General features: G+C 67.7%; 23 protein-coding genes and 1 other RNA gene. 9 read left to right on the forward strand and 15 right to left on the reverse strand.

From position 1 onward, the window contains the following. Positions 1–20 precede the first annotated feature (20 nt). From FJU31_RS14865 to FJU31_RS14900, 8 genes are all read right to left on the reverse strand, one after another. Positions 21–866, reverse strand: coding sequence for a SirB1 family protein (locus tag FJU31_RS14865; RefSeq protein ID WP_150455436.1), 846 nt, complete (start codon positions 864–866; stop codon positions 21–23). Between the two features lie 152 nt (positions 867–1,018). Further along, the gene (locus FJU31_RS14870; RefSeq protein WP_150455437.1) at positions 1,019–1,462 is read right to left on the reverse strand and encodes a DUF192 domain-containing protein; all 444 of its coding nucleotides are present in this window, start codon (positions 1,460–1,462) and stop codon (positions 1,019–1,021) included. A 20-nt stretch (positions 1,463–1,482) separates the two neighbouring features. Then, positions 1,483–2,130 (reverse strand): ribose-5-phosphate isomerase RpiA, encoded by a 648-nt coding sequence (gene rpiA / locus FJU31_RS14875; protein WP_150455438.1) that lies wholly within the window; start codon positions 2,128–2,130, stop codon positions 1,483–1,485. A gap of 22 nt (positions 2,131–2,152) precedes the next feature. Further along, positions 2,153–2,632, reverse strand: a complete 480-nt coding sequence (locus FJU31_RS14880) for an EVE domain-containing protein (RefSeq protein ID WP_150455439.1) — start codon at positions 2,630–2,632, stop codon at positions 2,153–2,155. Then, positions 2,629–3,222 carry a 5-formyltetrahydrofolate cyclo-ligase gene (locus FJU31_RS14885; protein ID WP_150455440.1) on the reverse strand — a complete coding sequence of 198 codons (594 nt, stop codon included), beginning with the start codon at positions 3,220–3,222 and terminating at the stop codon, positions 2,629–2,631. The genes FJU31_RS14880 and FJU31_RS14885 overlap by 4 nt, the downstream gene beginning before the upstream one ends. 84 nt (positions 3,223–3,306) lie before the next feature. Then, positions 3,307–3,492, reverse strand: a non-coding RNA gene (gene ssrS, locus FJU31_RS14890) — 6S RNA. Between the two features lie 97 nt (positions 3,493–3,589). After that, a complete protein-coding gene (locus FJU31_RS14895) occupies positions 3,590–3,886 on the reverse strand; it encodes a cell division protein ZapA (RefSeq protein ID WP_108769880.1) in 297 nt (98 codons plus the stop codon). Beyond that, positions 3,883–4,104 carry a TIGR02449 family protein gene (locus FJU31_RS14900; protein ID WP_108769879.1) on the reverse strand — a complete coding sequence of 74 codons (222 nt, stop codon included), beginning with the start codon at positions 4,102–4,104 and terminating at the stop codon, positions 3,883–3,885. The genes FJU31_RS14895 and FJU31_RS14900 overlap by 4 nt, the downstream gene beginning before the upstream one ends. 151 nt (positions 4,105–4,255) lie before the next feature. Here FJU31_RS14900 and FJU31_RS14905 point away from each other — a divergent pair, with 151 nt between their 5' ends. After that, the gene (locus FJU31_RS14905; protein ID WP_150455441.1) at positions 4,256–4,804 is read left to right on the forward strand and encodes a UPF0149 family protein; all 549 of its coding nucleotides are present in this window, start codon (positions 4,256–4,258) and stop codon (positions 4,802–4,804) included. 5 nt (positions 4,805–4,809) lie between these two features. Continuing rightward, a complete protein-coding gene (locus FJU31_RS14910; RefSeq protein ID WP_150455455.1) occupies positions 4,810–6,132 on the forward strand; it encodes an aminopeptidase P N-terminal domain-containing protein in 1,323 nt (440 codons plus the stop codon). A 366-nt stretch (positions 6,133–6,498) separates the two neighbouring features. Here the strand turns inward: FJU31_RS14910 and pepQ are convergent, their stop codons facing one another. The 7 genes from pepQ to rph form a co-directional block, all read right to left on the reverse strand. Beyond that, positions 6,499–7,830, reverse strand: coding sequence for a Xaa-Pro dipeptidase (pepQ, locus tag FJU31_RS14915; protein ID WP_150455442.1), 1,332 nt, complete (start codon positions 7,828–7,830; stop codon positions 6,499–6,501). Between the two features lie 75 nt (positions 7,831–7,905). Further along, complete coding sequence (locus FJU31_RS14920; RefSeq protein ID WP_108769876.1) at positions 7,906–8,280, reverse strand: PilZ domain-containing protein; 375 nt, start codon at positions 8,278–8,280, stop codon at positions 7,906–7,908. Further along, positions 8,277–10,550, reverse strand: a complete 2,274-nt coding sequence (locus tag FJU31_RS14925) for a DUF1631 family protein (RefSeq protein WP_150455443.1) — start codon at positions 10,548–10,550, stop codon at positions 8,277–8,279. The genes FJU31_RS14920 and FJU31_RS14925 overlap by 4 nt, the downstream gene beginning before the upstream one ends. Before the next feature lie 144 nt (positions 10,551–10,694). Next, positions 10,695–11,927, reverse strand: coding sequence for a radical SAM family heme chaperone HemW (gene hemW, locus FJU31_RS14930; RefSeq protein ID WP_150455456.1), 1,233 nt, complete (start codon positions 11,925–11,927; stop codon positions 10,695–10,697). Between the two features lie 57 nt (positions 11,928–11,984). Further along, positions 11,985–12,581 carry an RdgB/HAM1 family non-canonical purine NTP pyrophosphatase gene (gene rdgB, locus FJU31_RS14935; RefSeq protein ID WP_150455444.1) on the reverse strand — a complete coding sequence of 199 codons (597 nt, stop codon included), beginning with the start codon at positions 12,579–12,581 and terminating at the stop codon, positions 11,985–11,987. Beyond that, positions 12,581–12,967, reverse strand: a complete 387-nt coding sequence (locus FJU31_RS14940; protein ID WP_150455445.1) for a VOC family protein — start codon at positions 12,965–12,967, stop codon at positions 12,581–12,583. The genes rdgB and FJU31_RS14940 overlap by 1 nt, the downstream gene beginning before the upstream one ends. Beyond that, complete coding sequence (gene rph / locus FJU31_RS14945; protein ID WP_005410889.1) at positions 12,964–13,689, reverse strand: ribonuclease PH; 726 nt, start codon at positions 13,687–13,689, stop codon at positions 12,964–12,966. Before rph ends, FJU31_RS14940 begins: the two co-directional genes overlap by 4 nt. A 124-nt stretch (positions 13,690–13,813) precedes the next feature. Between rph and FJU31_RS14950 the strand changes: the two genes are divergently transcribed. The 7 genes from FJU31_RS14950 (at position 13,814) to recG (ending at position 22,722) form a co-directional block, all read left to right on the forward strand. Beyond that, positions 13,814–14,674: a YicC/YloC family endoribonuclease gene (locus tag FJU31_RS14950; protein WP_150455446.1), complete on the forward strand. Its 861-nt coding sequence runs from the start codon at positions 13,814–13,816 to the stop codon at positions 14,672–14,674. Positions 14,675–14,846: 172 nt separating this feature from the next. Next, positions 14,847–16,460 (forward strand): Fic family protein, encoded by a 1,614-nt coding sequence (locus FJU31_RS14955; protein WP_150455447.1) that lies wholly within the window; start codon positions 14,847–14,849, stop codon positions 16,458–16,460. 193 nt (positions 16,461–16,653) lie between these two features. Continuing rightward, positions 16,654–17,319 (forward strand): guanylate kinase, encoded by a 666-nt coding sequence (gene gmk, locus FJU31_RS14960; RefSeq protein ID WP_150455448.1) that lies wholly within the window; start codon positions 16,654–16,656, stop codon positions 17,317–17,319. A 110-nt stretch (positions 17,320–17,429) separates the two neighbouring features. Continuing rightward, positions 17,430–17,726 (forward strand): DNA-directed RNA polymerase subunit omega, encoded by a 297-nt coding sequence (rpoZ, locus tag FJU31_RS14965; RefSeq protein WP_079223054.1) that lies wholly within the window; start codon positions 17,430–17,432, stop codon positions 17,724–17,726. 105 nt (positions 17,727–17,831) lie between these two features. Beyond that, positions 17,832–19,994: a RelA/SpoT family protein gene (locus FJU31_RS14970; protein WP_150455449.1), complete on the forward strand. Its 2,163-nt coding sequence runs from the start codon at positions 17,832–17,834 to the stop codon at positions 19,992–19,994. Between the two features lie 222 nt (positions 19,995–20,216). Further along, on the forward strand, positions 20,217–20,603 hold the full coding sequence (locus FJU31_RS14975; RefSeq protein ID WP_145479312.1) for a RidA family protein: 387 nt from the start codon (positions 20,217–20,219) through the stop codon (positions 20,601–20,603). Positions 20,604–20,610: 7 nt separating this feature from the next. Next, entirely contained in the window at positions 20,611–22,722 is a 2,112-nt protein-coding gene (recG, locus tag FJU31_RS14980; protein WP_150455450.1) for an ATP-dependent DNA helicase RecG, read from the forward strand. The last annotated feature ends 23 nt before the right edge of the window (positions 22,723–22,745 follow it).

A 22,745-nucleotide genomic window follows, 5' to 3' on the forward strand; every position in this document is an offset into this window, starting at 1 on the left:
TTGGTCCGCACACCGGTGATTCAATGCAGCCGCGGCATCGGCCCGCCGAGGTCGATCAGCTTCTCGCGCAGCCACTGCGCATCGTTGGCCTCGGGGTTGCGGCGCAGGTACTGGCCCAGGTCGTGGCGGGCACCGGCCACGTAGTCCAGCTGCAGGTAGGCCAGGCCACGGTCGCGCAGGGCATCGTCCTGTTCCGGGGCCAGCTTCAGCAGGCGGTCGGCACTGCGCGCGGCACGGTCCCACTCGCTGGCTTCGGCATACACGCCGTGCAGGTTGCGCAGCATGCGGATGAGGATTGCGCGGGCTGGCGCCGGGTCGAGGATCTGCGCCAGTACCTGGTCGTCCGGGGCCTGCCCGCCCAAGTGTGACTTGGCGCGCTCGCGCAGTTCGTCCACATCCAGCGGGCGACCGCCGTTGAACGGGTCCATCACCAGCACCCCGTCGTCCACCGGCAGGCGTACCAGGAAGTGGCCGGGGAAGGACACGCCATCCAGCGGAATGCCCAGGCGCCGGGCGACTTCCATCTGCACCAGGGCCAGCGAGATCGGGTTGCCCAGCCGGCGCTCGAACACCTGGTTAAGGTAGCTGTTGCGCGGGTCGTAGTACTCCTGGTGGTCGCCGCTGTAGCCCAGTTCGTCGAACAGGTGGCGGTTGACCGCGGCCATCTTCAGCGGCCAGCGCTCGATGGTGTCCACTTCCGCGCGCAGGTGGTCGACATGGCTCTGCACCAGCGCGTCGTACACGCCGGGCTGCAGGTCAGGGTATTCATCGCGCGCGATCAGCAGCGCGGTCGGCAACAGTGGCAGCGCCTCGTCATCGACGTCGGCCAGTGCATCCCAGTCGGGGAGAGTGATCCGGTCCTGCATGGCCACAGACTGGCGGCAATCGCAGGCGGTTTCAAGCGGTGAGGCGTGAAAAGTACATTGCCATGAAGAAGCGGGGTCAGAGCCCTTTCGCGCGCGAAAGGGATCCGACCCCGGGTTCCGACCGCGGGTGCCGGGCGCAGCCCGGCCAACCCTTATTTTTCGATGCCCGGGCCGAAAGTCAGCGGCGTGCCGTCCTTCAGCTTCAGCTTCTCGGCCTGGCCGGCGTTGAGCTCCAGCACGTAACGCGCCGGGCCGCTGCTCGGGTAGGGCGGGCACATGTCGCCGGCCGAGCACGGCGGCACATCGCGCTGCTGGCTGACCAGCCTGCGCTCGCTGTCGAAGTACAGGATGTCCAGCGCGATCTTGGTGTTCTTCATCCAGTACGCCTGCATTTCTTCGCGGTCGTGGATGAAGAGCATGCCGTTGTCGGCCGGCATCTGGTCGCGGAACATCAGCCCGCGGGCGCGGGTTTCATCATTGGTGGCCAGCTCCACCTGGTAACGGGCGCCGCCCAGCTCCACCCAGTGGCGGGCAGCATCGGTGGCGCAGCCGGTCAGGGCTAGCAGGGGGAGGATCAGCAGCGAGCGCAGCGACATGTCAGCGTCCTTCGGCAAAATCAGAGCACGACCGGCGGTTCGCCGCCGACGATCACCACATCGGCGCGACGGCGCGCGAACAGGCCGACGCAGACCACGCCCGGCAGCTGGTTGAGCTCGCGCTCCAGCTTTTCCGGGTCGGTGATCTCCAGGTGGTGGATGTCCAGGATCTGGTTGCCGTTGTCGGTCACCACGCCCTCGCGCCAAGTCGGCTGGCCGCCGGTCATGTCGCGGATCTGGCGAGCCACCAGGCTGCGCGCCATCGGGATCACTTCCACCGGCAGCGGGAACCTGCCCAGCACCGGCACCTGCTTGCTCGGGTCGACGATGCAGACGAAGCGCTCACTGGCCTCGGCGATGATCTTCTCGCGTGTCAGCGCGGCGCCACCGCCCTTGATCAGGCACTTGTTGGTATCGCACTCATCGGCGCCGTCCACGTACAGCGACAGGCTGCCGGCGTGGTTCAGTTCGATCACCTCGATGCCGTGCTGCTTCAGGCGGGCGGTGCTCTGTTCGGAACTGGACACCGCGCCCTTGATGCGGCGCTGGATACGGGCCAGGGCGTCGATGAAGTAGGCCACGGTGGAACCGGTGCCGACGCCGACGATCATGCCGTCCTGGACGTAGTCGATGGCTTTCTCGGCGGCCAGGCGCTTGGCTTCGGACATGGGAGGACTCTCAGGCAGGGAATCAGGATTTCTTTTCGAGCGACAGCAGCAGCTTCCACTGCGCGGCCGTCACCGGGAACACCGACAGGCGGTTGCCCTTGGCAACCAGCGGGAAGCCCTCGCCGAGCTCGTCGGCGTGCAGCTTGATCTCGTCCAGCGCGATCACCTGCTTCAGCTTGCGCTCGAAAGCCACGTCCACCAGCATCCAGCGCGGGTTTTCGCGCGTGCTCCTGGGGTCGTGATAGTCGGATTTCGGGTCGAACTGGGTGTCATCCGGGTAGACCGCGCTGGCCACCGTGGCCAGGCCGACGATGCCCGGCACCTTGGTATTGGAGTGGTAGAACAGGATGCCATCGCCGACCTGCATGCCATCGCGCATGAAGTTGCGCGCCTGGTAGTTGCGCACCCCGTTCCAGGGCTCGACCTTCACCTTGGCCAGGTCATCGATGGAAAAAGCGTCCGGTTCGGACTTCATCAGCCAATAGCGCTTGCGGGCGGTCATGCGTTCACGGGGGCAGCGGAGGGGAGCAGGGTGCCGTCTTCGGTGCAGATCGCATCCACCGGCACGTCCCACGACGCCACCGGCAAGGACTCGACCTGCTGCACCGCGAACGCAGCACCGACCAGCCAGGGCGGCGCCGGCCGGCCGTGGCGGAAGGCGAAGCTGCGATCATACCAGCCGCCCCCCATGCCCAGCCGCCGGCAGTGGCTGTCAAAGCCGACCAGCGGGGTCACCACCAGCGCCATCTGCGCCGGTTCCAAAGTGTCTTCCAGGGCCACGTCCGGTTCCGGAATGCCGTAGCGGTTGCTGGTCAGCGGCTGGCCGGGGCCCCACGGCGCGAAGCGCAGCACTTCGCCGGCCAGCACCGGCAGGCAGTAGGTCAGGCCTTCGGGCAGCTGCAGCTGCCAACGGTGCAGGGCGATCTCGCCATCCAGCGCCCAGTAGCCGGCCACCGGGCCGGAGCGCGGGGCGAAGGGCAGGGCGAGCAGGGCATCGGCCAGCGATTCGGCGGCGGCGATGCGCGCGGGCGCGGAAAGATCACGGCGGCGTTGCCGCAGGTCGTGGCGCAGGGCCTGGCGCGGGTCGGTCATGGCAGCGTGCGGCGGGGGAACAGCCGTCATTGTGCCGGAAAGAACAAGGGCGACGCCCGAAGACGCCGCCCTTGCTGGAATATTGCATTCTCCGCAATGTCGATGCATGCGAAACGACCTTGAACCCGGGGGCTCAAGTGGGAACGCTGGAGAACCATCGGGCTTCCCGCTACAAGGCGGACCTGCACTCCCGGCGCTGTCGCGCTCCCGGTGTCGTTCTTAAGGGACAAGGCGAATGTTTGCACATGCCGTCGAGTACCGCAGAGAACGCGTTGCCATTATAGCCAGCGCGCAGGACCTGGATAGGCCGTTCGTCGGCAACAGTACGTGCTAATTCAGCTATGAAAAGACGCACTGCGCGCGATCTTCACGTGCTGCTGTCGATCGCCCGGTCCAGCCGCCGGTTCAGATCGGCCAGCGTCTGCTGCAGGGCCACCGCCTGGCGGGCGTTCTCATCGCGCAGCAGCTGCAGCTCGTGGGCCAGGTTGAGCGCGGCCAGCACGGCCACGCGGTCGACCGCGGCCATGCGGTTGCTGCCACGGATCTCGCGCATGCGCGCATCCAGCAGGCGCGCGGCGGCCATCAGGCTGTCGCGCTCATCGCCACCGACGCCCACCGTGTATTCACGATCGAGGATGCGGACACTGACCGGTTCGGCGCTCATGTGTGCTGCTCCAGGGATTTGAGCCGGCTGATCATCGCTTCCACCCGCGAGCGGGCCTGCTCGTTCTTGGCCAGCAGCGTCGAACGCTCGGTCACCAGCTGTTCCTGCTGGTGGCGCAGGCTGCGGTTCTCCTCGGCCAGGCGCTGGTTGCGTTCAAGCAACGCTTCCACGCGGGCGGCGAAGGCCTGCAACTGGGCAAGGGGGTCGGCGGGTTCCATGCCGCACGATAGGCAAGCCGGGCAAGGGCGGTCAAGCGTTGCCGCAGCAGGGCCGGGCTGCCACGGGGAGGACCCGGTTGGGTTGCTACACTACCGGGCTCACGGGCGCGCGCGTGCGCGCCCCGGGTTTCCCTTACGAACGAGCCGCACGATGACCGAACTTCCCTCCGTCGACGACGTTTCCCGCGCCAGCCAGGAACTGGGCCTGGGCGCGACCGCTGCCGAGCTGCATGGCGGCCTGTGCGGCTGGCTGGCCGCCGGCGGCGCCCCCGGCAATGACTGGCCGGCCCGCGTGCTGGCCGACGACAACCTGGCCCCGGTTGCTGCTGGCAGTGCGCTGGCGCAGCTGCTGGAAGCCACCATCAAGCAGCTGGAAGACCGCGACTTCGCCTTCGAACTGCTGCTGACCGACAACGACGACGTGGCCGCGCAGGCCGACGCGATGTTCGCCTGGACCCGCAGTTTCCTCGGTGGCTTTGGCCTTGGCAGCGGCGGCCGCCGCCCGACCCTGTCCGAAGAGGGCGAGGAGGCGCTGACCGACATGGCCAGCCTGGCCCGTGCCTCCAGCGAAGATTTCGAGGCCGGGGGCGAGGACGACGACGAAGCCCTGTCCGAGATCGAGGAGTTCATCCGCGTGGCGGTGCTGCTGCTGCACGGTGACGTGGTGCTGGCCGCGCGCCACCGCCAGCGCTTGAACTGATGGATATCAAGCAGCGCACCGGCATCGCGGCCGGCGAGTACAAGCGTCGCCGCCGCCAGCTGATGGACATGGCGGGCGACGACGCGATCCTGGTGCTGCCGGCCGCATCGGAAAAGGTGCGCAGCCTGGATACCCATTACCCGTACCGGCAGGACTCGGACTTCCAGTACCTGAGCGGCTTCCCGGAACCGGAAGCGGTGCTGGTGCTGATTCCCGGCCGCCCCCACGGCGAGGCCATCCTGTTCTGCCGCGAGCGCGATGCCGAACGCGAAGCCTGGGACGGCGGTCGCGCCGGCCAGGACGGGGCGGTGGCGCAGTACGGCATGGACGATGCGTACCCGATCGATGACCTGGACGACATCCTGCCGGGCCTGCTGGAAGGGCGTTCGCGCGTCTATTACCACTTCGGCCGCGACGCGGATTTCGACCTGAAGCTGATCGGCTGGGTCAACCGCGTGCGTTCGCAGGTGCGCCACGGCGCGCAGCCGCCGCATGAGTTCCTGGAACTGGGCCACCTGCTGCATGAGCAGCGCCTGTTCAAATCCGGCGCGGAAGTGGCGCTGATGCACCACGCCGCGCAGATCAGCGTGCGTGCGCACCTGGCCGCGATGCGGGCGGCGAAGGCGGGCATCCACGAGTACGAGCTGCAGGCCGAGCTGGAACGCGTGTTCCGCGCCAGCGATGCGGTGCCGGCCTACAGCAGCATCGTTGGTGCGGGCCGCAACGGCTGCATCCTGCATTACCGCGACAACAACGCGCGTTCGCGCGATGGCGAGCTGGTGCTGATCGATGCCGGTGCCGAGTACCGCGGCTACGCCAGCGACATCACCCGCACGTTCCCGGTGAACGGTCGCTTCAGTGCCGAGCAGCGCGCGCTGCATGACCTGGTGGGCGAGGCGCAGGCGGCAGCGCTTGCGCAGGCCAGGCCGGGCGTGGCCTACGAGACCGGTCACCTGGCGGCAGTGCAGACGCTTACCGAAGGCCTGCTGCGGCTGGGCCTGCTGAAGGGCACGCTGGAGAAGAACCTGGCCGAGGGCCTGTACCAGCGTTTCTACCGGCACAAGACCGGGCACTGGATCGGCCTGGACGTGCACGACGTGGGCGATTACCGCCTGGCCGGCGATTCGCGCCTGCTGGAACCGGGAATGGCCTTCACCATCGAGCCGGGCCTGTACATCGGCGCGGATGACACGACGGTGGAACCGCGTTGGCGCGGGATCGGCATCCGTACCGAGGATGATGTGCTGATCACCGATGACGGCCATCGCGTGCTGACCGAAGGGCTGGCGCGGAGTGCGGACGAGATTGAAGCGGTGATGGCGGGTTGAGGCAACGCAGTAGATCCACGCCATGCGTGGATACCGCTTTTCTGTAGAGCCGAGCCATGCTCGGCTTACGCGCGAAGCGCAGGAATTTCCTGGCGAAAAGCAGCCGAGCATGGCTCGGCTCTACAGTGTTCTACGTGGTTGGGCCGGCCCGGCCAGGCGTCAGTATCGAAGCGGTGATGGCGGGTTGAGGCAACGCAGTAGATCCATGCCATGCATGGATACCGCTTTTCTGTAGAGCCGAGCCATGCTCGGCTTACGCGCGAAGCGCAGGAATTTCCTGGCGAAAAGCAGCCGAGCATGGCTGGGCTCTACATTGTTCTCCGGGCGTCAGTAATCCCGCCGCACCCGCGCCCAGCCACGAGGGGCTCAGCCGTTGGCTGCCGCAAACTCCGGCCGCGTCAGGTTGTCCGCTTCGCCCTCGGTGCACAGCACTTCGTCCTCGATGCGGATGCCGCCATACGGGCGGAAGAAGTCCACACGGTCCCAGTTGACCGCATCGCCATGGCCGGCAGCCTTCACTTCGTCCAGCAGCATGTCGATGAAGTACAGGCCCGGTTCGATGGTCACCACCATGCCCGGTTCCAGCACGCGGGTCAGGCGCAGGTAGGGATGGCCGGCCGGGCGCTCGATGCGGCCGCCTTCCTCACTGGCCGCGAAACCGGCCACGTCGTGCACCTGCAGGCCGATCAGGTGGCCGATGCCGTGCGGGAAGAACGCGGCGCTGACGCCGGTTTCCAGCGCGGTCTGCGGCGAGACCTTGATGACGCCGAAGTCCTTCAGCACGCCCATCAGCGACAGATGCGCATCCACGTGCAGCTGCTTGTAGTCGAAGCCGGCGCGCACCGCCGCGCACATCTGCTGCTGGGCAGCATCAACGGCCTCGATCATCGCCGCGAATTCGTCATGGCCCTTGGCCGCGTAGGTACGGGTGATGTCGCTGGCGTAGCCGTACGCGCTGGCACCGGCATCGATCAGGAAGCTGCGCAGCGGCTGCGGTGCGGTGCGGCCCAGTTCGGTATAGTGCAGCACCGCGGCGTGCTCGTTCAGCGCAACGATGTTGCCGTACGGCAGCTCGTGGGCATCCTGGCCCACGGCCTGGCAGTAGGCCATGTGGATGTTGAACTCATCGGCGCCATTGCGGAATGCCGCCTCGGCAGCACGATGGCCGCGCACGCCCAGCACCTGCGCCTGGCGCATCAGTGCGATTTCATACGGGGTCTTGTAGGCGCGGTGCCATTCCAGATGGTTCACCACCGGCGCCGGGTTGTTCGGCACGTAGGCGCCCAGCGCGCTCTGCGGCTCGCCGAGGATCGCGCAGCGCGACGGATCGGCGGGCAGCAGGGCCAGCGCCTCTTCAGGCTTGCGGATGATGTGGATGTCGAAGTGCTCCACCCACCAGCCGCTGGGGGCGTCGGGCACTACGTGCCAGTAATCGAACGGCTGGTGGAAGATCACCGCCGGACGCTTGCCCGGGGTGAACACCACCCAGCTGTTGGGCACGCGGGTGAGCGGCAGCCACGCCTTGAACTGCGGGTTCACCGCGTACGGGTAATCGCGATCGTCGAACATCTGGTAGTGCAGGGTGCCGCTGGGCACCACCAGGTGGTCGAAGCCGCCGCGGGCCAGCGCCTGTTCGGCGCGTCGGCACAGCACGGCCAGGTGGTCGGAATACAGGGCGCCAGGGTCTTGCTGGATCATTGCGGTGGCTCGACACGGAAAACGGCCCTAGATTCTGCCGCATACCGCAAAAAACCGCTGTGCAGGAACCGGCACTCAGCCTGTCGAAACCGGCGCCTCGTCGCTGTCCTCGCCGATCCAGGCACGCAGCAGCTGCCGGTGTTCGCGCGACAAAGTGAGGAAACGGAAACCGGCCCAGCTCTGCCCCGGGGCATGCGCCGGCTCGCTCCACAGCAGGTGCACGCCCACATCGATGGCCGCGCTGCGGCCGTCGCCCAGCGGCAGTGGGAAGCGCAGCTGGTACAGCGCGTCGTCGCGCAGCGGCTGGCTGGCCAGCATCAGCATGCCGGTTTCGGAAACATTGCCCAGCCGGCCGACCACGCTGTCGCGCATCTGGTCGGTGACCGGGACCAGGTCGGACACCTGGCGGCGGGGCGCGCGGCGGGTGTCCTGCGGCGGTAGCTGGCTCATGCGTCAGGCTCCTGGCGACGACCGGCCAACGCGCGCAGGGCAGACAGGCTGGCCTGCCACGCACGGTCGACCAGGCGGCCTTTTTCTTCGGTGACCAGCTGCGCCCGGCCTGCGGCCATCTGCCGGGCCAGCGTATCCAGGTCGGTCTCGCTGCTTTTCTGCCCGCGTGGATTGACGAACAGCACATGGCCGGTCAGCAGGCTGTACCAGGACAGGCGCTGGCGGCGCACGCCGCCGTCCTCGTCGGCGAGGTCGAACCAGCTGCCGAAGGGCAGGTGGGTCAGCTGCTCATGGCAGGCCTGCTCGGCCGCGCTGCGCGGTGCGGCGTCGTGGGTGCGGGTGCTGCCCGCTGCATGCTCGCCCAGCCGCGCGCGCGCCTTCAAGCGTGCACTGAGTTCGGTGCGCGAGGTGTGCTCGTCCTCGCCGCCGGGCGTAGCCAGGCGGCGGGCGACCGCCGAGGCTTCCTCGGGGTGGTAGCCGACCTGCAGCAGGGCCGCTTCCACTTCCGCGGCCAGCGGCGCGTCGGGCACGCTGTCGGCCCCGGCGGGCGCGGCGGTGACTACGGCAATGCGTTCGGTCTGCTGCAGGCGCTCCTGCCACTGCGCCGAGTCATCGCCGTGGCGCAGCCGGGTCAGGGTCAGCGCGTCGGCCCAGGCCTCGCGCAGCAGGGTCTGCACGAAGCGCGGCGGCGCCTGTGCCTGGCATTGCTGGTCGATCTGCGCGCTGGCTTCGCGGCGGGCCAAGGCCAACCGCTCCTTGCCACGTGCTGCTTCCACATGACGGCGTTCGGCCAGCTCGGCGCGATGCGCGGCGGCGCGCTGGTGCTGCTGGATGTCTTCATTGGCCGCAGCGAACGCTTCCGGCGTACGCGCGTCCTCGCCCAGCAGTCCCTGCACGCTCTGCGCCAGTCGCTGCATCAGCTGCGGGTCCACATCGTCGTCTCCCAGCCAGTTGGCACCGGCTTCGGCGATGGTGTTGAGCAGTTCGCGGGCGGGGTGTTCGTCGTGCACGAAGAAGGCAGGGTCGGCCATCGCCGCGCGTGCCAGCGGCACCTGCAGGCGGGCCAGCAGGGCGGCCGGCACGGGGTCGGGGCGCTGTTGCTGCTGCACCTGCTGCAGCAACAGGCGCAGCAGGTCCAGGTGGTCGCGGTCATGGCTGGCCAGCTGGGCCTGCGCACCGTGCTCGCTGCGCAGCTGCGCGGTCACCGCGGTCTGCAGGTCGGTGATGCTGGTGGCAGCACCGGCCTGTGCCTGCAGGCGCGCCAGCACGGCATCCACCAGGCCACTGGGCACTGACGGCGGTTCGATGGCCATCGGCGCGGCGTGCCGCGCCTGCTGCAGCAGGTCGTGCAGCAGGTTGGCCGGGGGCGTGGTCAGTTCCGGGTTGACCGCACCCGGCGGCACGGTGTCGGCGAAGGCGTTCTGCATCAGCGCCGACCACGAACCCGCGCGGCCGGAGCTGCCCCAGCCGGTCAACGGCTCGGCCGAACGCGGTGCAGGCTGCGTCGCGCGGCCACCGCCAACGGACTGGGTGATGATGCGGCGGGTGCTGGACGAGCGCGCCAGGTACGGGGTGTAGACCAGGCCCGGCAGCACGCCGTGCTGGGCCAGCAGGGTGTTGGCGCGCTCCAGGACATCGCCGAGGCGTTCCAGCAGCTGGCGTTCGAAGCTGCGATAGAGCGCCAGCTGCAGTTCCGCGCTCAGCCCATCCTGTTCGGCCAGGCGCCGCACCAGGGTGCACAGCGCCTGCGGCGCCAGCGGCAGGGTGTCGTTGTCGAACGCCGGGGCGGCGGCCAGCACTGCAAGGCGCTGGCCGAGCAGGTTCAGGGCATTGCCCGAGCGCTGGTTTTCCCGGCGCACCATTTCGGTCAGTACCAGGTTGCGGTCCACTTCGTGGTCATCCACCAGCGACAGGCCCAGCAAGCCCTGCGGGCGAGCGGGCACGCTCGGCGGCGCGGTGTCCTGCGGCGCACGCAGCTGCACCAGGCTGTCGGCCAGCGTATCGAGCATGCGGTCGCAGAAGGTGCCGGCAAACGCGTGCAGCTGGCCACGCTGTGTCAGCAGCTCGGCCTGCATCTGCGGATTGCGTGCGCGGTCGGAATCGTGCAGCAACGCCTGTTCGGCCGCTTCCACGGTAAGGATGAGCGGCGCGGTCAGCACATGGCGGCACAGCACCAGCAGTTCACCCAGCAGCTCGCGCACGCGGGGGGGCAGGTCTGCGGCGGCCAAGCGCGCGCTGTCAGGGGTGGCAAAGGGGAAAGCGGCAGACATCGGGTGCAGTTCCGGGATTCCCGCGAATCAACATGGGAATCTACCGTCTGGCAGGTGAAGGCGCCAGCCGCCGGGCATGGCCCGGCGCTACCCGAGGGCATCCGGTAGCGCCGGGCCATGCCCGGCGGACGTATCACCGGAAGATCATTCCTCCAGAAACAGGCTCACCACATCGTTGGTGAAGCGGAGGCCCAGTTCGGTCGGCCGCACGTGGTCGCCGCTCACCTCCAGCCAGCCGCGCTGCACGGCCTCGGCCAGCGATGCGTCCAGCACGCTGCGCGGCAGGCCGGTGCGCGATTCGAAATCGCGCAGGCCGAAGCCCTCGTGCAGGCGCAGCAGGTTCAGCATGTACTCGAAGGGCAGGCGGTCGGCGGCGATCACTTCGTCGCCACCGAACGAGGCCGGGCTGCCGGCGCTGTCCATGTAGGCCTGCGGGTGCTTGAGCTTCCAGCGCCGCAGCACGTGTTCCTCGGCACCGGAGCTGATCTTGCCGTGCGCGCCGGCGCCGATGCCCAGGTAATCGCCGAAGCGCCAGTAGTTCAGGTTGTGCGCGCTCTGCCGGCCGGGGCGGGCATAGGCACTCACTTCGTACTGGCCGAAACCGGCCTGCGCCAGCAGCGCCTGGCAGTGCTCCTGCATGTCCCAGGCGCTGTCCTCGTCGGGGATGCCCTGCGGCGGCCGCGCGAAGAACACGGTGTTCGGTTCCAGGGTCAGCTGGTAGTGCGAGATGTGTGCCGGCTGCAGTGCGAAGGCGCGCTCCAGGTCGGCCTCGGCACCGGCCAGGGTCTGTTCCGGCAGCGCGTACATCAGGTCGATGTTGAAATTGTCGTAGCCGGCGTCCTGCGCCATCTTCACCGCGCGCTCGGCTTCGCCACTGTCATGGATGCGGCCCAGGCGCTTCAGTGCGGCATCGTCGAAGCTCTGGATGCCGAAGCTGAGGCGGTTCACGCCGGCCGCGCGGTAGCGGTCGAAGCGACCGTGCTCGGCGGTGCCCGGGTTGGTTTCCAGGGTGATCTCGGCATTGGGGGCAAAGCGCAGGCGTGCGCTGGCCTGCTGCAGGAAGCGGTCGATCGCTTCCGGCGGGAACAGGCTGGGCGTACCGCCACCGAAGAACACGCTGTGCACCACCCGGCCCCAGACCAGGGGCAGGTCCTGGTCGAGGTCGCGCAGCAGGGCGTCGATGTAGGCCTCGAACGGCAGCTCGCCCTTGGCCTGGTGCGAGTTGAAATCGCAGTACGGGCATTTGCGCACGCACCACGGCAGGTGCACGTACAGCGACAGCGGCGGCGGCACCAGGCGCGGCGCGGTGTCGTGCACGTGGTCGCCGGAACAGGCTTCGCCGGGCAGGTGGTTGCAGTGGTCGTGGTCGTGCGGCATGGGTTTCATCGGTAGTGCCGGCCGCTGGCCGGCTTCCCTGGGGTCATCAGAGGGGCGTCAGAGCCAGCGGACCAGCTGCTGCTTGAGCTGCTGCAGGGCGATGGCGCGGTGGCTGATGGCGTTCTTCAGCGCCGGCTCCATCTCCGCGGCGGTCAGGCCGTGGGTGGTATCGAGGAACACCGGGTTGTAGCCGAAACCGTTCGTGCCGCGCAGTTCGCGGATGATCTGACCTTCCCAACGGCCTTCGCAGATCAGCGGCTGCGGGTCGGTGGCATGCCGCAGCAGCACGATGACCGCATAGAAGCGGGCCGTGCGCTGGCCATCGGCAATGTCGGCCATCGCCTCCAGCAGCTTGGCGTTGTTGTCCGCGGCATTGGTCGGGTGGCCGGCGTAACGCGCGCTGTACAGGCCGGGCGCGCCGCCGAGGGCATCGACGATCAGGCCCGAATCATCGGCCAGTGCCGGCAGGCCGGTCGCTTCACAGGCCGCGCGTGCCTTCAGCAGCGCGTTCTCGACGAAGGTCAGGCCGGTTTCCTCCACGTCACCCAGGCCCAGTTCGGCGGCCGAGGTGATCTGCAGCGGCAGGTCGGCGAGGATCTCCTGCATTTCCACCAGTTTGCCGGCGTTGTGGCTGGCAAGCACGAGCGTCTTCATCAGCGGGGCTCCAACAGGTCCCAGGTGTTGCCGTACAGATCGCGGAACACCGCAACGGTGGCATAGGCTTCTTCGCGCGGCGCTTCCAGGAACTCGACGCCGGCGGCGACCATCGCCGCGTGGTCGCGGTGGAAGTCATCGGTGTTGAGGAAGAAGCCGACGCGGCCACCGGTCTGGTTGCCGATGCGGCTGCGCTGTTCCTCGGTGCTGGCGCGGGCCAGCAGCAGGGCGGCAGCGCTGCCATCAGTCGGCCCGACCACAACCCAGCGCTTGCTGCCCTGGTCGATGTCGTCCAACAGGGCGAAGCCGAGCTTGCTGGTGTACCAGGCAATGGCTTCGTCGTAGTCGGCCACCACCAGGGTGGTCAGGGCGATGCGGCGGTTCATGCCGACAGCGCCGCCTGCTGTGCGGCCAGCAGCTCGCCCACGCCCTTTTCGGCCAGGCCCAGCAGCGCGTCCAGTTCATCGCGGCGGAAGGCGTGGCCTTCGGCGGTGCCCTGCAGCTCGATGAAGCCGCCACCGTCGTTCATCACCACGTTCATGTCGGTGTCGCAGTCGCTGTCTTCGGCGTAGTCCAGGTCCAGCACCGGGGTGCCGCGGTACACGCCCACCGACACGGCAGCGACTGCGCCGAGGATCGGGTTGCGCTTGATGTCGCCACGCTTCATCAGCACGTTCACCGCATCAACCAGGGCCACGTAGGCGCCGGTGATGGCGGCGGTGCGGGTGCCACCGTCGGCCTGCAGCACGTCGCAGTCCAGGGTGATGGTGCGTTCGCCCAGCGCGTTGCGGTCCACGCAGGCGCGCAGGCTGCGGCCGATCAGGCGCTGGATTTCCAGGGTGCGGCCGCCCTGCTTGCCACGCGCCGCTTCACGGTCGCTGCGGGTGTGGGTGGCGCGCGGCAGCATGCCGTACTCGGCGGTCACCCAGCCTTCGCCTTTGCCACGCAGGAAGCCCGGCACGCGGTTTTCCACGCTGGCGGTGCACAGCACGCGGGTTTCACCGAAGCACACCAGCACCGAACCCTCGGCATGGCGGGTGAAGCCGCGTTGGATGACGACCGGGCGGAGCTGGTCGGGCTGGCGGCCACTGGGGCGGGAATCGGACATGGTGCGGGTTCCGTAAGGGCATGGGAGTACGCCGCCATGCTCGCGACCTTGACGGGGCGGGCAGGGGGGCTCAGGTGAGGGCGCTAGGGTACCATTCCCCCTTTGCACGCACCGGACACATTCCATGATTCGAAGCATGACCGCCTATGCCGGCGGCGAGCGCGTCACCCCGTGGGGCACGCTGGGCTGCGAGCTGCGCTCGGTCAACCACCGGTTCCTGGAAGTGGGCACCCGCCTGCCCGAGGAACTGCGTGCGCTTGAACCGCAGCTGCGCGAGCGCATCGCCGCGCGCCTGAGCCGCGGCAAGCTGGACCTGGTCATGCGCCTGCGTGCGCCGGAAGGTGCGGCCAGCCTGCAGGTGAACGAAGCGCTGCTGGGCCAGCTGGGCCAGCTCGCGCACCGCCTGACCTCCGATTTCCCCAACCTGCAGGTCAGTTTCACCGAACTGCTGCAGCTGCCGGGCGTGACCCAGGGCGAGGCCACCGACGCGGCCGCCCTGCAGGCCGAGGCGCTGTCGCTGCTGGACCAGGCGCTGGACGGCTTCGTCGCTGCCCGTGAACGTGAAGGCGACAAGCTGGCCGCCGCCATTGCCGAGCGCGTGGACGGCATCGAGCGCATCGCGAATGAAGTCCGCACGCTGATTCCGGCCATTCGCGACGGTCAGCGCGCCAAGCTGGCCGCCCGCCTGGCCGACCTGCCGCACCCGGTCGACCCCGGCCGTGCCGAGCAGGAGCTGGTGATGTGGCTGCAGAAGCTGGACGTGGACGAGGAGCTGGACCGTCTGGGCAGCCACATCGTCGAAATCCGCCGCGTGCTCAAGCAGCGCGAGCCGGTCGGCCGCCGCCTGGACTTCCTGCTGCAGGAGTTCAACCGCGAAGCCAACACGCTGGGGTCGAAGTCGGTGGACAGCCGCACGTCCAATGCCGCGGTGGAGCTGAAGGTGCTGATCGACCAGATCCGCGAGCAGGTGCAGAACATCGAATGATGTGCAGCGGCAGGCTCTGCGCCGCAGCGCATTGCCAAACCCGGGTCCGCAAAATCAAATTTGAGCAGGTAGCCGGCAATCTAATTATATTTGTGCAATCCTAAGCGGCATTGGACGAAACAGGGTCGCCAGACCCCGTTTTGAGCAGGTTCCCGCCTCTCGGAGCATCCGTATGAACGATGTGCCTGCAGATCCCATCGGTGCCGCCTGGCTGGCCAGGGCCCACGGTGTCATGCCGTGTGGCCGCCTGCCCGTGGTGAGTCAGGTGGGTAGCCGACGCGCCACCCGTGACATCAATGGCTTCCGGCTGGAGACCTATCCGGAAAGCATGCGCCCAGCGGCCGATCTGGCCGGACATCTGCAGTTCCATCTGCGTCATGAAGTACCGCATGTGGAATTTCTGGCGCGATTGTTCTCCAAGACCGGTCCAGAGCCGGTGCAGGCCTGGGTAGCGCGCGAGCCGACGGGCCAGTATGCGCGCAGGGCCGCTTTCCTGTTCGAGTGGCTGACGGGTGTGGAGCTGGTCGTGCCTGAGCGGTTGGCGGGCAACTATGTCAACGCCATTGATGAGGCCAAACTGGTCGCCTCATCCCACGACCGCATGGTCAGAAACCCACGCTGGCGGATCAATGACAATCTGCCTGGGACGCCGTGGTTCTGCCCCATCGTGGTCAAGACCGAAGCCATGGAACGGGCTGCAGATCTGGACGTGCGCGGGCTGTTTGCTGAACTGGCGGAGGAATTTGGCGACGCATTGCTGCTCCGTGCCGCTGTATGGATGACGCTGCGAGAGAGCCGGGCCAGCTTCGCAATCGAAGGTGAAGGCGATCAAGTAGGGCGGGTGCAGCGTTTTGCAGACGTGATGGCGCGCCGTACGGGTGCGGGCGACGCGCCGTTGAGTGGGGCCGCTCTGGCCGAGCTGCAACAGGAAATTCTGGGCTCCCTTACGACCCTTGAGCAGTTCGGCATCCGCCAGTCGCCCGTTTATGTAGGCGAAACCATCAGGTACCAGAAAATCGTCCACTACGTCGCGCCGCCGCCGGAGGACGTTGTTCCCATGCTGGACGGGCTCCGCGTCTTTCTCGAAAAGACGACCGGCCAATCGTCGGTCATGCGCAGCGCCGTGGCGGCGTTCGGGTTTGTCTATATCCATCCTCTGGCCGACGGCAACGGCAGGGTGCATCGATTCCTGGTGAACGACATCCTGCGCAGGGATGGCCTCATCCCGGAGCCGGTGATCCTCCCGATCTCCGCCGTCATCACCGACGATGCGGGTGAGCGGCGAAGCTACGATCAGGTGCTTGACCAGGTCTCCAAGCCACTGATGGAGACCGTACGCCAGGACGTGACCTTTGCTGCTGCGCGGACGACCTACCCCGACGGAGTCGCCTCGAACCTTGTGTTTGAAGGCGCTGCACAGGTACGGCCGGTCTGGCGCCATCCTGATCTGGGGCCGCACGTCGTTTTCCTGTCCAACATCATTGCCCGGACCCTGACCGAGCAGATGCCGGAGCAGTCGCGCTATCTTCGCAACCACGCCCGTGCACGTGCTGTCCTGAAGGATGTTGTCGAGATGCCCGATCCGCAGGCAGATCGCGTACTGCGCTCGATCGAGCAGAACCACGGCGAACTGAGCAACGTGTTGGCCAAGGAAATGCCGGTATTGGCGCAACCGGGTGTCTGGGCGGCAATTGTGGATGCCGTATCGCAGGTGTATGCCACAGCCGTGCCGGGCCAGGGTGCAGCGATTGTGCGATATCAGCCCGGTAAACCGGCGGGCCGCTAGCGGCGTCGGCTTGGCAGGAACTGCCCCCTCCAGTCCGCTCTGTTAAAGTTGCGTGCCCGCACCCCGCGGAGCCGTCTGCCGGGCCTGGTTCCAGGATGTTCCGCGCAGCTCCCGCCGTGCTGGCGCGATCCTCCGCGCCGGTTCGGGAACATCGAGGATAAATTTTGCGAAATCAACAACTTGGGCTCCGCGCATGAGCGCCCCGTCCACCCCGTCGGCCGCCGTTGCGCGCGGCACGCTGTACATCGTTGCCGCCCCTTCCGGCGCTGGCAAGAGCAGCATCGTCAACGCCACCCTGGCGCGCGACCCGCAGATTGCACTGTCCATTTCCTTCACCTCGCGCGCCATGCGCCCGGGTGAGGTGAACGGCGAGCACTACCACTTCGTCAGCGCCGAGAGGTTCGAGGAAATGATCGCCGACGGCGATTTCTTCGAACATGCCTGGGTGCATGGCGACTGGAAGGGCACCGCCCGCCAGTCGGTGGAACCGCAACTGGCCGCCGGCCAGGACGTGCTGCTGGAAATCGACTGGCAGGGCGCCCAGCAGGTGCGCCAGCTGGTGCCGGGCACGGTGACGGTGTTCATCCTGCCGCCGTCCAAGCAGGCCCTGCAGGACCGCATGCGCAAGCGCGGCCAGGACAGCGAGGCGGTCATCGCCCAGCGCCTGGGCGCCGCCCGCGATGAAATGCTGCACTTCAACGAGTTCGACTACGTCATCGTCAACGAGGTGTTCGACACCGCCGTCGACGAGCTGTGCGCCATCTTCACCGCCAGCCGCCTGCGCCGGGAGGCCCAGAAGGTCCGCCACGCCGGCCTGATCCAGGCCCTGCTGACCCCCGATGCGGGCGCAACTGACTGATTCCAAAAGAATCGGGTGGGGGCTGGCTTGATTTTGTCCAGCCCTTGCCAGTACACTCCGTCCCCTTTCCCTCATTCGACTGAGCGGCCGACCGGTCGCCGGGAGCCCGTATGGCCCGCATCACCGTAGAAGATTGCCTGGAAGTCGTTAACAACCGTTTCGAGCTGGTCATGATGGCCTCCAAGCGCGCCCGCCAGCTCGCCAACGGCGTGCAGGCCACCCTGGACAACGACACCGAAGACAAGCCGACCGTGCTGGCACTGCGCGAAATCGCCGCCCGCAAGATCGACAACGCGCTGATCGACGAAGTCGAGAAGGCCGAGCGCGAGCGTGCCGAGCGTGAAGCACTGGAGTGGGCTGCCGCTGAAGTGGTCGCCGACGAAGACATGTCCAAGAACGACGATTGATCGCATCGATCAATGCCGTTGCTTGACCGCTGAACAGCCCGCCCCGTGCGGGCTGTTTCGCATTCAGGATTTGCCGTAATCGGCGCGCTGGCATAGGCTTCTGGCATGAACCCAGGCCCCACTGCCAAGGTAGCCGCGCCCACCGCCGCGGCCGTACCTGATTACGTCCTCCAGCTTGAACGCGCCGCCCATTACCTGCCGCCGGAACAGCTGCCGCTGCTGCGCCGTGCCTGGGAAGTCGGTGCGTCGGCGCATGCTGGGCAGACGCGCAAGTCGGGCGAGCCCTACATCACCCATCCAGTGGCCGTGGCCCAGGTGCTGGCCGAGCTCGGCCTGGACGTGGAAGCGCTGATCGCCGCGATCCTGCACGACACCATCGAAGACACGCCGCTGACCCGCGAGGAGCTGGCGTCCGAGTTCGGCGAAGCCGTGGCCGAGCTGGTCGACGGCGTGACCAAGCTGGACAAGCTGAAGTTCCGCGACCGCCAGGAAGCGGCCGCCGAGAGCTTCCGCAAGATGCTGCTGGCGATGTCGCGCGACCTGCGCGTGATCATGATCAAGCTGGCCGACCGCCTGCACAACATGCGCACGCTAGGCGCGCAGAGCCGCGAAGCGCGCGGCCGCATCGCCCGCGAAACGCTGGAGATCTACGCGCCCATCGCCCAGCGCCTGGGCATGAGCCTGGTCAAGAGCGAGCTGCAGAACCTGGGTTTCAAGGCGCTGTATCCGTGGCGCCACGCCATCATCGAAAAACACATCCGCAGCCAGCCGGTGGTACGCCGCGAGGCGATGGCGCAGGTGGAAGTACAGCTGTCGCAGCGGCTGGCGAAGGAGGGCATCGAACACCGCCTGGTCAGCCGCATCAAGACCCCGTGGAGCATCTACAACAAGATGCGCGACGAGAACAAATCCTTCGACCAGGTGATGGACGTGTTCGGCTTCCGCCTGGTCGTGCGCAGCGTGCCCAGCTGCTACCACGCGCTGGGTTCGGTGCACGCCACCTTCAAGCCGCTGGATGGCCGCTTCCGCGATTTCATCGCCATTCCCAAGGCCAACGGTTACCAGTCGCTGCACACCGTGTTGTTCGGGCCCTACGGTTCGCCCATCGAAGTGCAGATCCGCACCGAGGAGATGGACCTGATCGCCGAACGCGGCGTGGCCGCACACTGGACCTACAAGTTCGGTGGCGATTCGCCCAACAGCGCGCAGAGCCGTGCCCACGCCTGGATCGTCGAGCTGATCGATTCGCAGCGCGCCGCCGGTTCCTCGCTGGAGTTCCTCGACAACGTGAAGGTCGACCTGTTCCCGGACGAGGTCTACCTGTTCACCCCGAAGGGCAAGATCCTGGCCCTGCCGCGCAACTCGACCGCGCTCGATTTCGCCTACGCGGTGCATACCGACGTCGGCAACATGGCCGTGGCCTCGCGCGTGGACAAGAAGCTGGTGCCGCTGCGCACCAAGCTGGTTTCGGGTCAGTCGGTGGAAATCATCACCGCGCGTTCGGCCACGCCCAAGCCGCAATGGCTGGAATTCGTGGTCACCAGCAAGGCGCGCACCGCCATCCGCCACCAGCTCAAACAGCTGGAGCATGAGGACGCCGTGCAGCTGGGCCACCGCATGCTGGACCGCGCGCTGGAAGCGATGGACTCCTCGCTGGAGCGCCTGCCCAAGGGCCGCCTGGATGCGTTCCTGGCCGAACACCGTTTTCCGCGCCTGGAGGCCCTGCTGGCCGAAGTGGCGCTGGGCAACTGGATGCCGACGCAGGCCGCACAGGCACTGATGGCCTACGCCGAACTGCGCGGCGGTCCGAATTCCCGTCAGTACTCGCAGGAAAAGATCCTCATCAACGGCAGCGAGCGCGGCGTGGTCACCTTCGCCGGCTGCTGCCAGCCGATTCCCGGCGACGAGATCATGGGCTACCACACCGCCGGCAAGGGCATCGTGGTGCACCGGGTGGATTGCCCGAACCTGGCCGAGCTGCGCAAGTCGCCCGAACGCTGGGTGCCGATCGGCTGGGACACCACTGTGTCGGGCGATTACAACACGTCGCTGGTGGTGGAAGTGGAGAACGGCACCGGCGTGCTGGCGCAGCTGGCCGCGGCCATCGCGCAGAGTCACTCCAACATCGAGCGCGTGGATTACCTGGACCGCGATTTCAACGCCGCCGTGCTGGCGTTCAACATCCAGGTGCGCGACCGCAACCACCTCGCCGAAGTCATGCGCCGCCTGCGCCGCCTGTCGGTGGTGCAGGCGGTGCGCCGCCAATAGAGCCACGCCATGCGTGGATGGTTTTTGTAGAGCCGAGCCCATGCTCGGCTGCTCTTGCCTGAAGCAGCCGAGCATGGGCTCGGCTCTACAGACGGTGCATCAGGCGAGTCCAGTAGATCCAGGCCATGCGTGGATGATGTTCCGCGAACGTGAACCCAGCCGATATCGCGCCCACCCGCTACAATCACCGCTCTGTTTTCCCCAAACGCACCGGAGCGACCCATGTCCCGCCAGATTATCAACACCGAAAACGCGCCTGCCGCCATCGGCCCGTACTCGCAGGCCGTGCGCGCCGGCAATACCGTGTACTTCTCCGGCCAGATTCCGCTGGACCCGGCCACCGGCGACATCGTCGGCGTGGGTGACGTGGAAGCACAGGCCCGTCGCGCCTTCGACAACCTCAAGGCCGTGGCCGAAGCTGCCGGTGGTTCGCTGGACAAGGTCGTGCGCCTGGGCCTGTACCTGACCGACCTGGCCGAATTCGCCAAGGTCAACGCCGTCATGCAGGACTACTTCCAGGCCCCGTTCCCGGCCCGTTCCACCATCGAAGTGTCCGGCCTGCCGAAGGGCGCCAACTTCGAGGTCGACGCGGTGATGGTCATCGACTGACCCACCCGTGGCACGCAAGGCGGCGGTCACCCCGGCACTGTCACCGTCCGGCGAAGCATCCTTGGCGATGCTGGCCGGCGTGGGGCCGGCCGTGGCCGCCAAACTGCAGGCGCGTGGCCTGGCCACCCTGCAGGATCTGTGGCTGCACCTGCCGCTGCGCTATGAAGACCGCACCCGGCTGACCCGCATCGAAGACCTGCGTCCGGGCGTGCCCGCGCAGGTGGAAGTGCGGGTCACCGCGGTCGAACGCGGCATGCGCTACCGGCCCATGCTGAAGGTGGCAGTGGAAGACGAAGGGCGGGGCACCCTGGTGCTGCGCTTCTTCCACTTCCGCCAGCAGCAGGTCGGCCAGTTCGCGGTGGGCAACCGGCTGCGCTGCTTCGGCACGCCCAAGCCGGGCCACCTCGGCCTGGAAATCGTCCACCCCAGCTACCAGGTGCTGGGCCGCAACGATGACCCCGAACTCGGCGACCGCCTCGACCCGGTGTATCCCACCGTGGAAGGCGTTGGCCCGATGACCATGCGCAAGCTGATCGGCCAGGCGCTGGACCGCCTGCCCGAGGAAAGCACGCTGGAACTGCTGCCCGCAGGCTGGCTCGATGGCCTGGGCCTGCCGTCGCTGCGCAGTGCGCTGCTGACCGTGCACCAGCCGCCACCGGATGCTGATCTGGCCGCGCTGGCTGCCGGAACCCACCCGGCGCAGCGGCGTCTGGCGATGGAAGAACTGCTGGCCCACCACCTCAGCCTGCGCCGCCAGCGCATCGCGTTGCAGGCGCATCACGCGCCGCCGCTGGCCGGCCCGGGCAAGCTGGCCAAGGCCCTGCTGAAGCAGCTGCCGTTCGCGCTGACCGGCGCGCAGGCCCGCGTGTTCAAGCAGATCCGCGAAGACCTCGCATGCCCCAGCCCGATGCTGCGGCTGGTGCAGGGCGATGTCGGCTCAGGCAAGACGGTGGTGGCCGCGCTGGCCGCCATGCTGGCGGTGGAGCAGGGCAAGCAGGTGGCGTTGGCCGCGCCCACCGAACTGCTGGCCGAACAGCACCTCAACAACCTGCGTGGCTGGCTGGAACCACTGGGCGTGCGCGTCTGCTGGCTGGCCGGCAAGGTCACCGGCAAGGCACGCGCCAAAGTGATCGAGCAGGTCGCCAACGGCGAAGCGCAGGTCGTAGTCGGTACCCATGCGCTGATGCAGGACGCGGTGGTGTTCCAGGACCTGGCCCTGGCCATCGTCGATGAGCAGCACCGCTTCGGCGTGCACCAGCGGCTGGCCCTGCGTGACAAGGGGGCAGGCGCGCACAGCGTGCCGCACCAGCTGGTGATGACCGCCACGCCCATTCCGCGCACGCTGGCGATGTCCGAATACGCGGACCTGGATGTCTCGGCCATCGATGAACTTCCGCCCGGCCGCACCCCGGTGCAGACCGTGGCGCTGAACAACGACCGTCGCCCCGAACTGATCGAACGCATCGCGCTGGCCTGCCAGGAAGGGCGCCAGGTGTACTGGGTCTGCACGCTCATCGAGGAAAGCGAAGAGCTGGATGCCACCCCAGCGCAGGCCACCTACGAATCGCTGCAGGCGCTGCTGCCCGGCGTGCGAGTGGGCCTGGTGCACGGCCGCCTGAAGGCGGCGGAAAAGCTGGCCACGATGGTGGCGTTCAAGGCCGGCGAGATCGACCTGCTGGTGGCGACCACCGTGATCGAAGTGGGCGTGGACGTACCCAATGCCTCGCTGATGGTGATCGAGAACGCAGAGCGTCTCGGCCTGGCCCAGCTGCACCAGCTGCGCGGCCGGGTGGGGCGTGGTTCGGCGGTGTCACGCTGCGTGCTGCTGTACCAGGCACCGCTTTCGCAGATGGCGCGCGAGCGCCTGCAGACCATGCGCGAAACCAATGATGGCTTTGTCATCGCCGAGAAGGATCTGGAACTGCGCGGCCCCGGCGAACTGCTGGGTACCCGGCAGACCGGCCTGGCCGGTTTCCGCATAGCCGACCTCGCCCGCGACGCCGGCCTGCTGCCCGGCGTGCACGACCTGGCCGAACGCCTGCTGGCCCAGCAACCGGCGCTGGCCGACCGCGTGGTCAACCGCTGGATCGGCACCGCCGTGCGCTACGCCTCGGCGTAACCCGGTAGCGCCGGGCCATGCCC

Source organism: Stenotrophomonas cyclobalanopsidis (genome assembly GCF_008710035.1).
In the GTDB taxonomy this organism is placed as follows: Bacteria; Pseudomonadota; Gammaproteobacteria; order Xanthomonadales; family Xanthomonadaceae; genus Stenotrophomonas; species Stenotrophomonas cyclobalanopsidis.

What these genes read in the sequence shown, in the direction of transcription:
- FJU31_RS14865 (WP_150455436.1), bottom strand. Translation starts at nt 866, where the DNA reads ATGCAGGACCGGATCACTCTCCCCGACTGGGATGCACTGGCCGACGTC.
- FJU31_RS14870 (WP_150455437.1), bottom strand. Translation starts at nt 1,462, where the DNA reads ATGTCGCTGCGCTCGCTGCTGATCCTCCCCCTGCTAGCCCTGACCGGC.
- rpiA (WP_150455438.1), bottom strand. Translation starts at nt 2,130, where the DNA reads ATGTCCGAAGCCAAGCGCCTGGCCGCCGAGAAAGCCATCGACTACGTC.
- FJU31_RS14880 (WP_150455439.1), bottom strand. Translation starts at nt 2,632, where the DNA reads ATGACCGCCCGCAAGCGCTATTGGCTGATGAAGTCCGAACCGGACGCT.
- FJU31_RS14885 (WP_150455440.1), bottom strand. Translation starts at nt 3,222, where the DNA reads ATGACCGACCCGCGCCAGGCCCTGCGCCACGACCTGCGGCAACGCCGC.
- FJU31_RS14895 (WP_108769880.1), bottom strand. Translation starts at nt 3,886, where the DNA reads ATGAGCGCCGAACCGGTCAGTGTCCGCATCCTCGATCGTGAATACACG.
- FJU31_RS14900 (WP_108769879.1), bottom strand. Translation starts at nt 4,104, where the DNA reads ATGGAACCCGCCGACCCCCTTGCCCAGTTGCAGGCCTTCGCCGCCCGC.
- FJU31_RS14905 (WP_150455441.1), top strand. Translation starts at nt 4,256, where the DNA reads ATGACCGAACTTCCCTCCGTCGACGACGTTTCCCGCGCCAGCCAGGAA.
- pepQ (WP_150455442.1), bottom strand. Translation starts at nt 7,830, where the DNA reads ATGATCCAGCAAGACCCTGGCGCCCTGTATTCCGACCACCTGGCCGTG.
- FJU31_RS14920 (WP_108769876.1), bottom strand. Translation starts at nt 8,280, where the DNA reads ATGAGCCAGCTACCGCCGCAGGACACCCGCCGCGCGCCCCGCCGCCAG.
- FJU31_RS14925 (WP_150455443.1), bottom strand. Translation starts at nt 10,550, where the DNA reads ATGTCTGCCGCTTTCCCCTTTGCCACCCCTGACAGCGCGCGCTTGGCC.
- hemW (WP_150455456.1), bottom strand. Translation starts at nt 11,927, where the DNA reads ATGCCGCACGACCACGACCACTGCAACCACCTGCCCGGCGAAGCCTGT.
- rdgB (WP_150455444.1), bottom strand. Translation starts at nt 12,581, where the DNA reads ATGAAGACGCTCGTGCTTGCCAGCCACAACGCCGGCAAACTGGTGGAA.
- FJU31_RS14940 (WP_150455445.1), bottom strand. Translation starts at nt 12,967, where the DNA reads ATGAACCGCCGCATCGCCCTGACCACCCTGGTGGTGGCCGACTACGAC.
- rph (WP_005410889.1), bottom strand. Translation starts at nt 13,689, where the DNA reads ATGTCCGATTCCCGCCCCAGTGGCCGCCAGCCCGACCAGCTCCGCCCG.
- FJU31_RS14950 (WP_150455446.1), top strand. Translation starts at nt 13,814, where the DNA reads ATGATTCGAAGCATGACCGCCTATGCCGGCGGCGAGCGCGTCACCCCG.
- FJU31_RS14955 (WP_150455447.1), top strand. Translation starts at nt 14,847, where the DNA reads ATGAACGATGTGCCTGCAGATCCCATCGGTGCCGCCTGGCTGGCCAGG.
- gmk (WP_150455448.1), top strand. Translation starts at nt 16,654, where the DNA reads ATGAGCGCCCCGTCCACCCCGTCGGCCGCCGTTGCGCGCGGCACGCTG.
- rpoZ (WP_079223054.1), top strand. Translation starts at nt 17,430, where the DNA reads ATGGCCCGCATCACCGTAGAAGATTGCCTGGAAGTCGTTAACAACCGT.
- FJU31_RS14970 (WP_150455449.1), top strand. Translation starts at nt 17,832, where the DNA reads ATGAACCCAGGCCCCACTGCCAAGGTAGCCGCGCCCACCGCCGCGGCC.
- FJU31_RS14975 (WP_145479312.1), top strand. Translation starts at nt 20,217, where the DNA reads ATGTCCCGCCAGATTATCAACACCGAAAACGCGCCTGCCGCCATCGGC.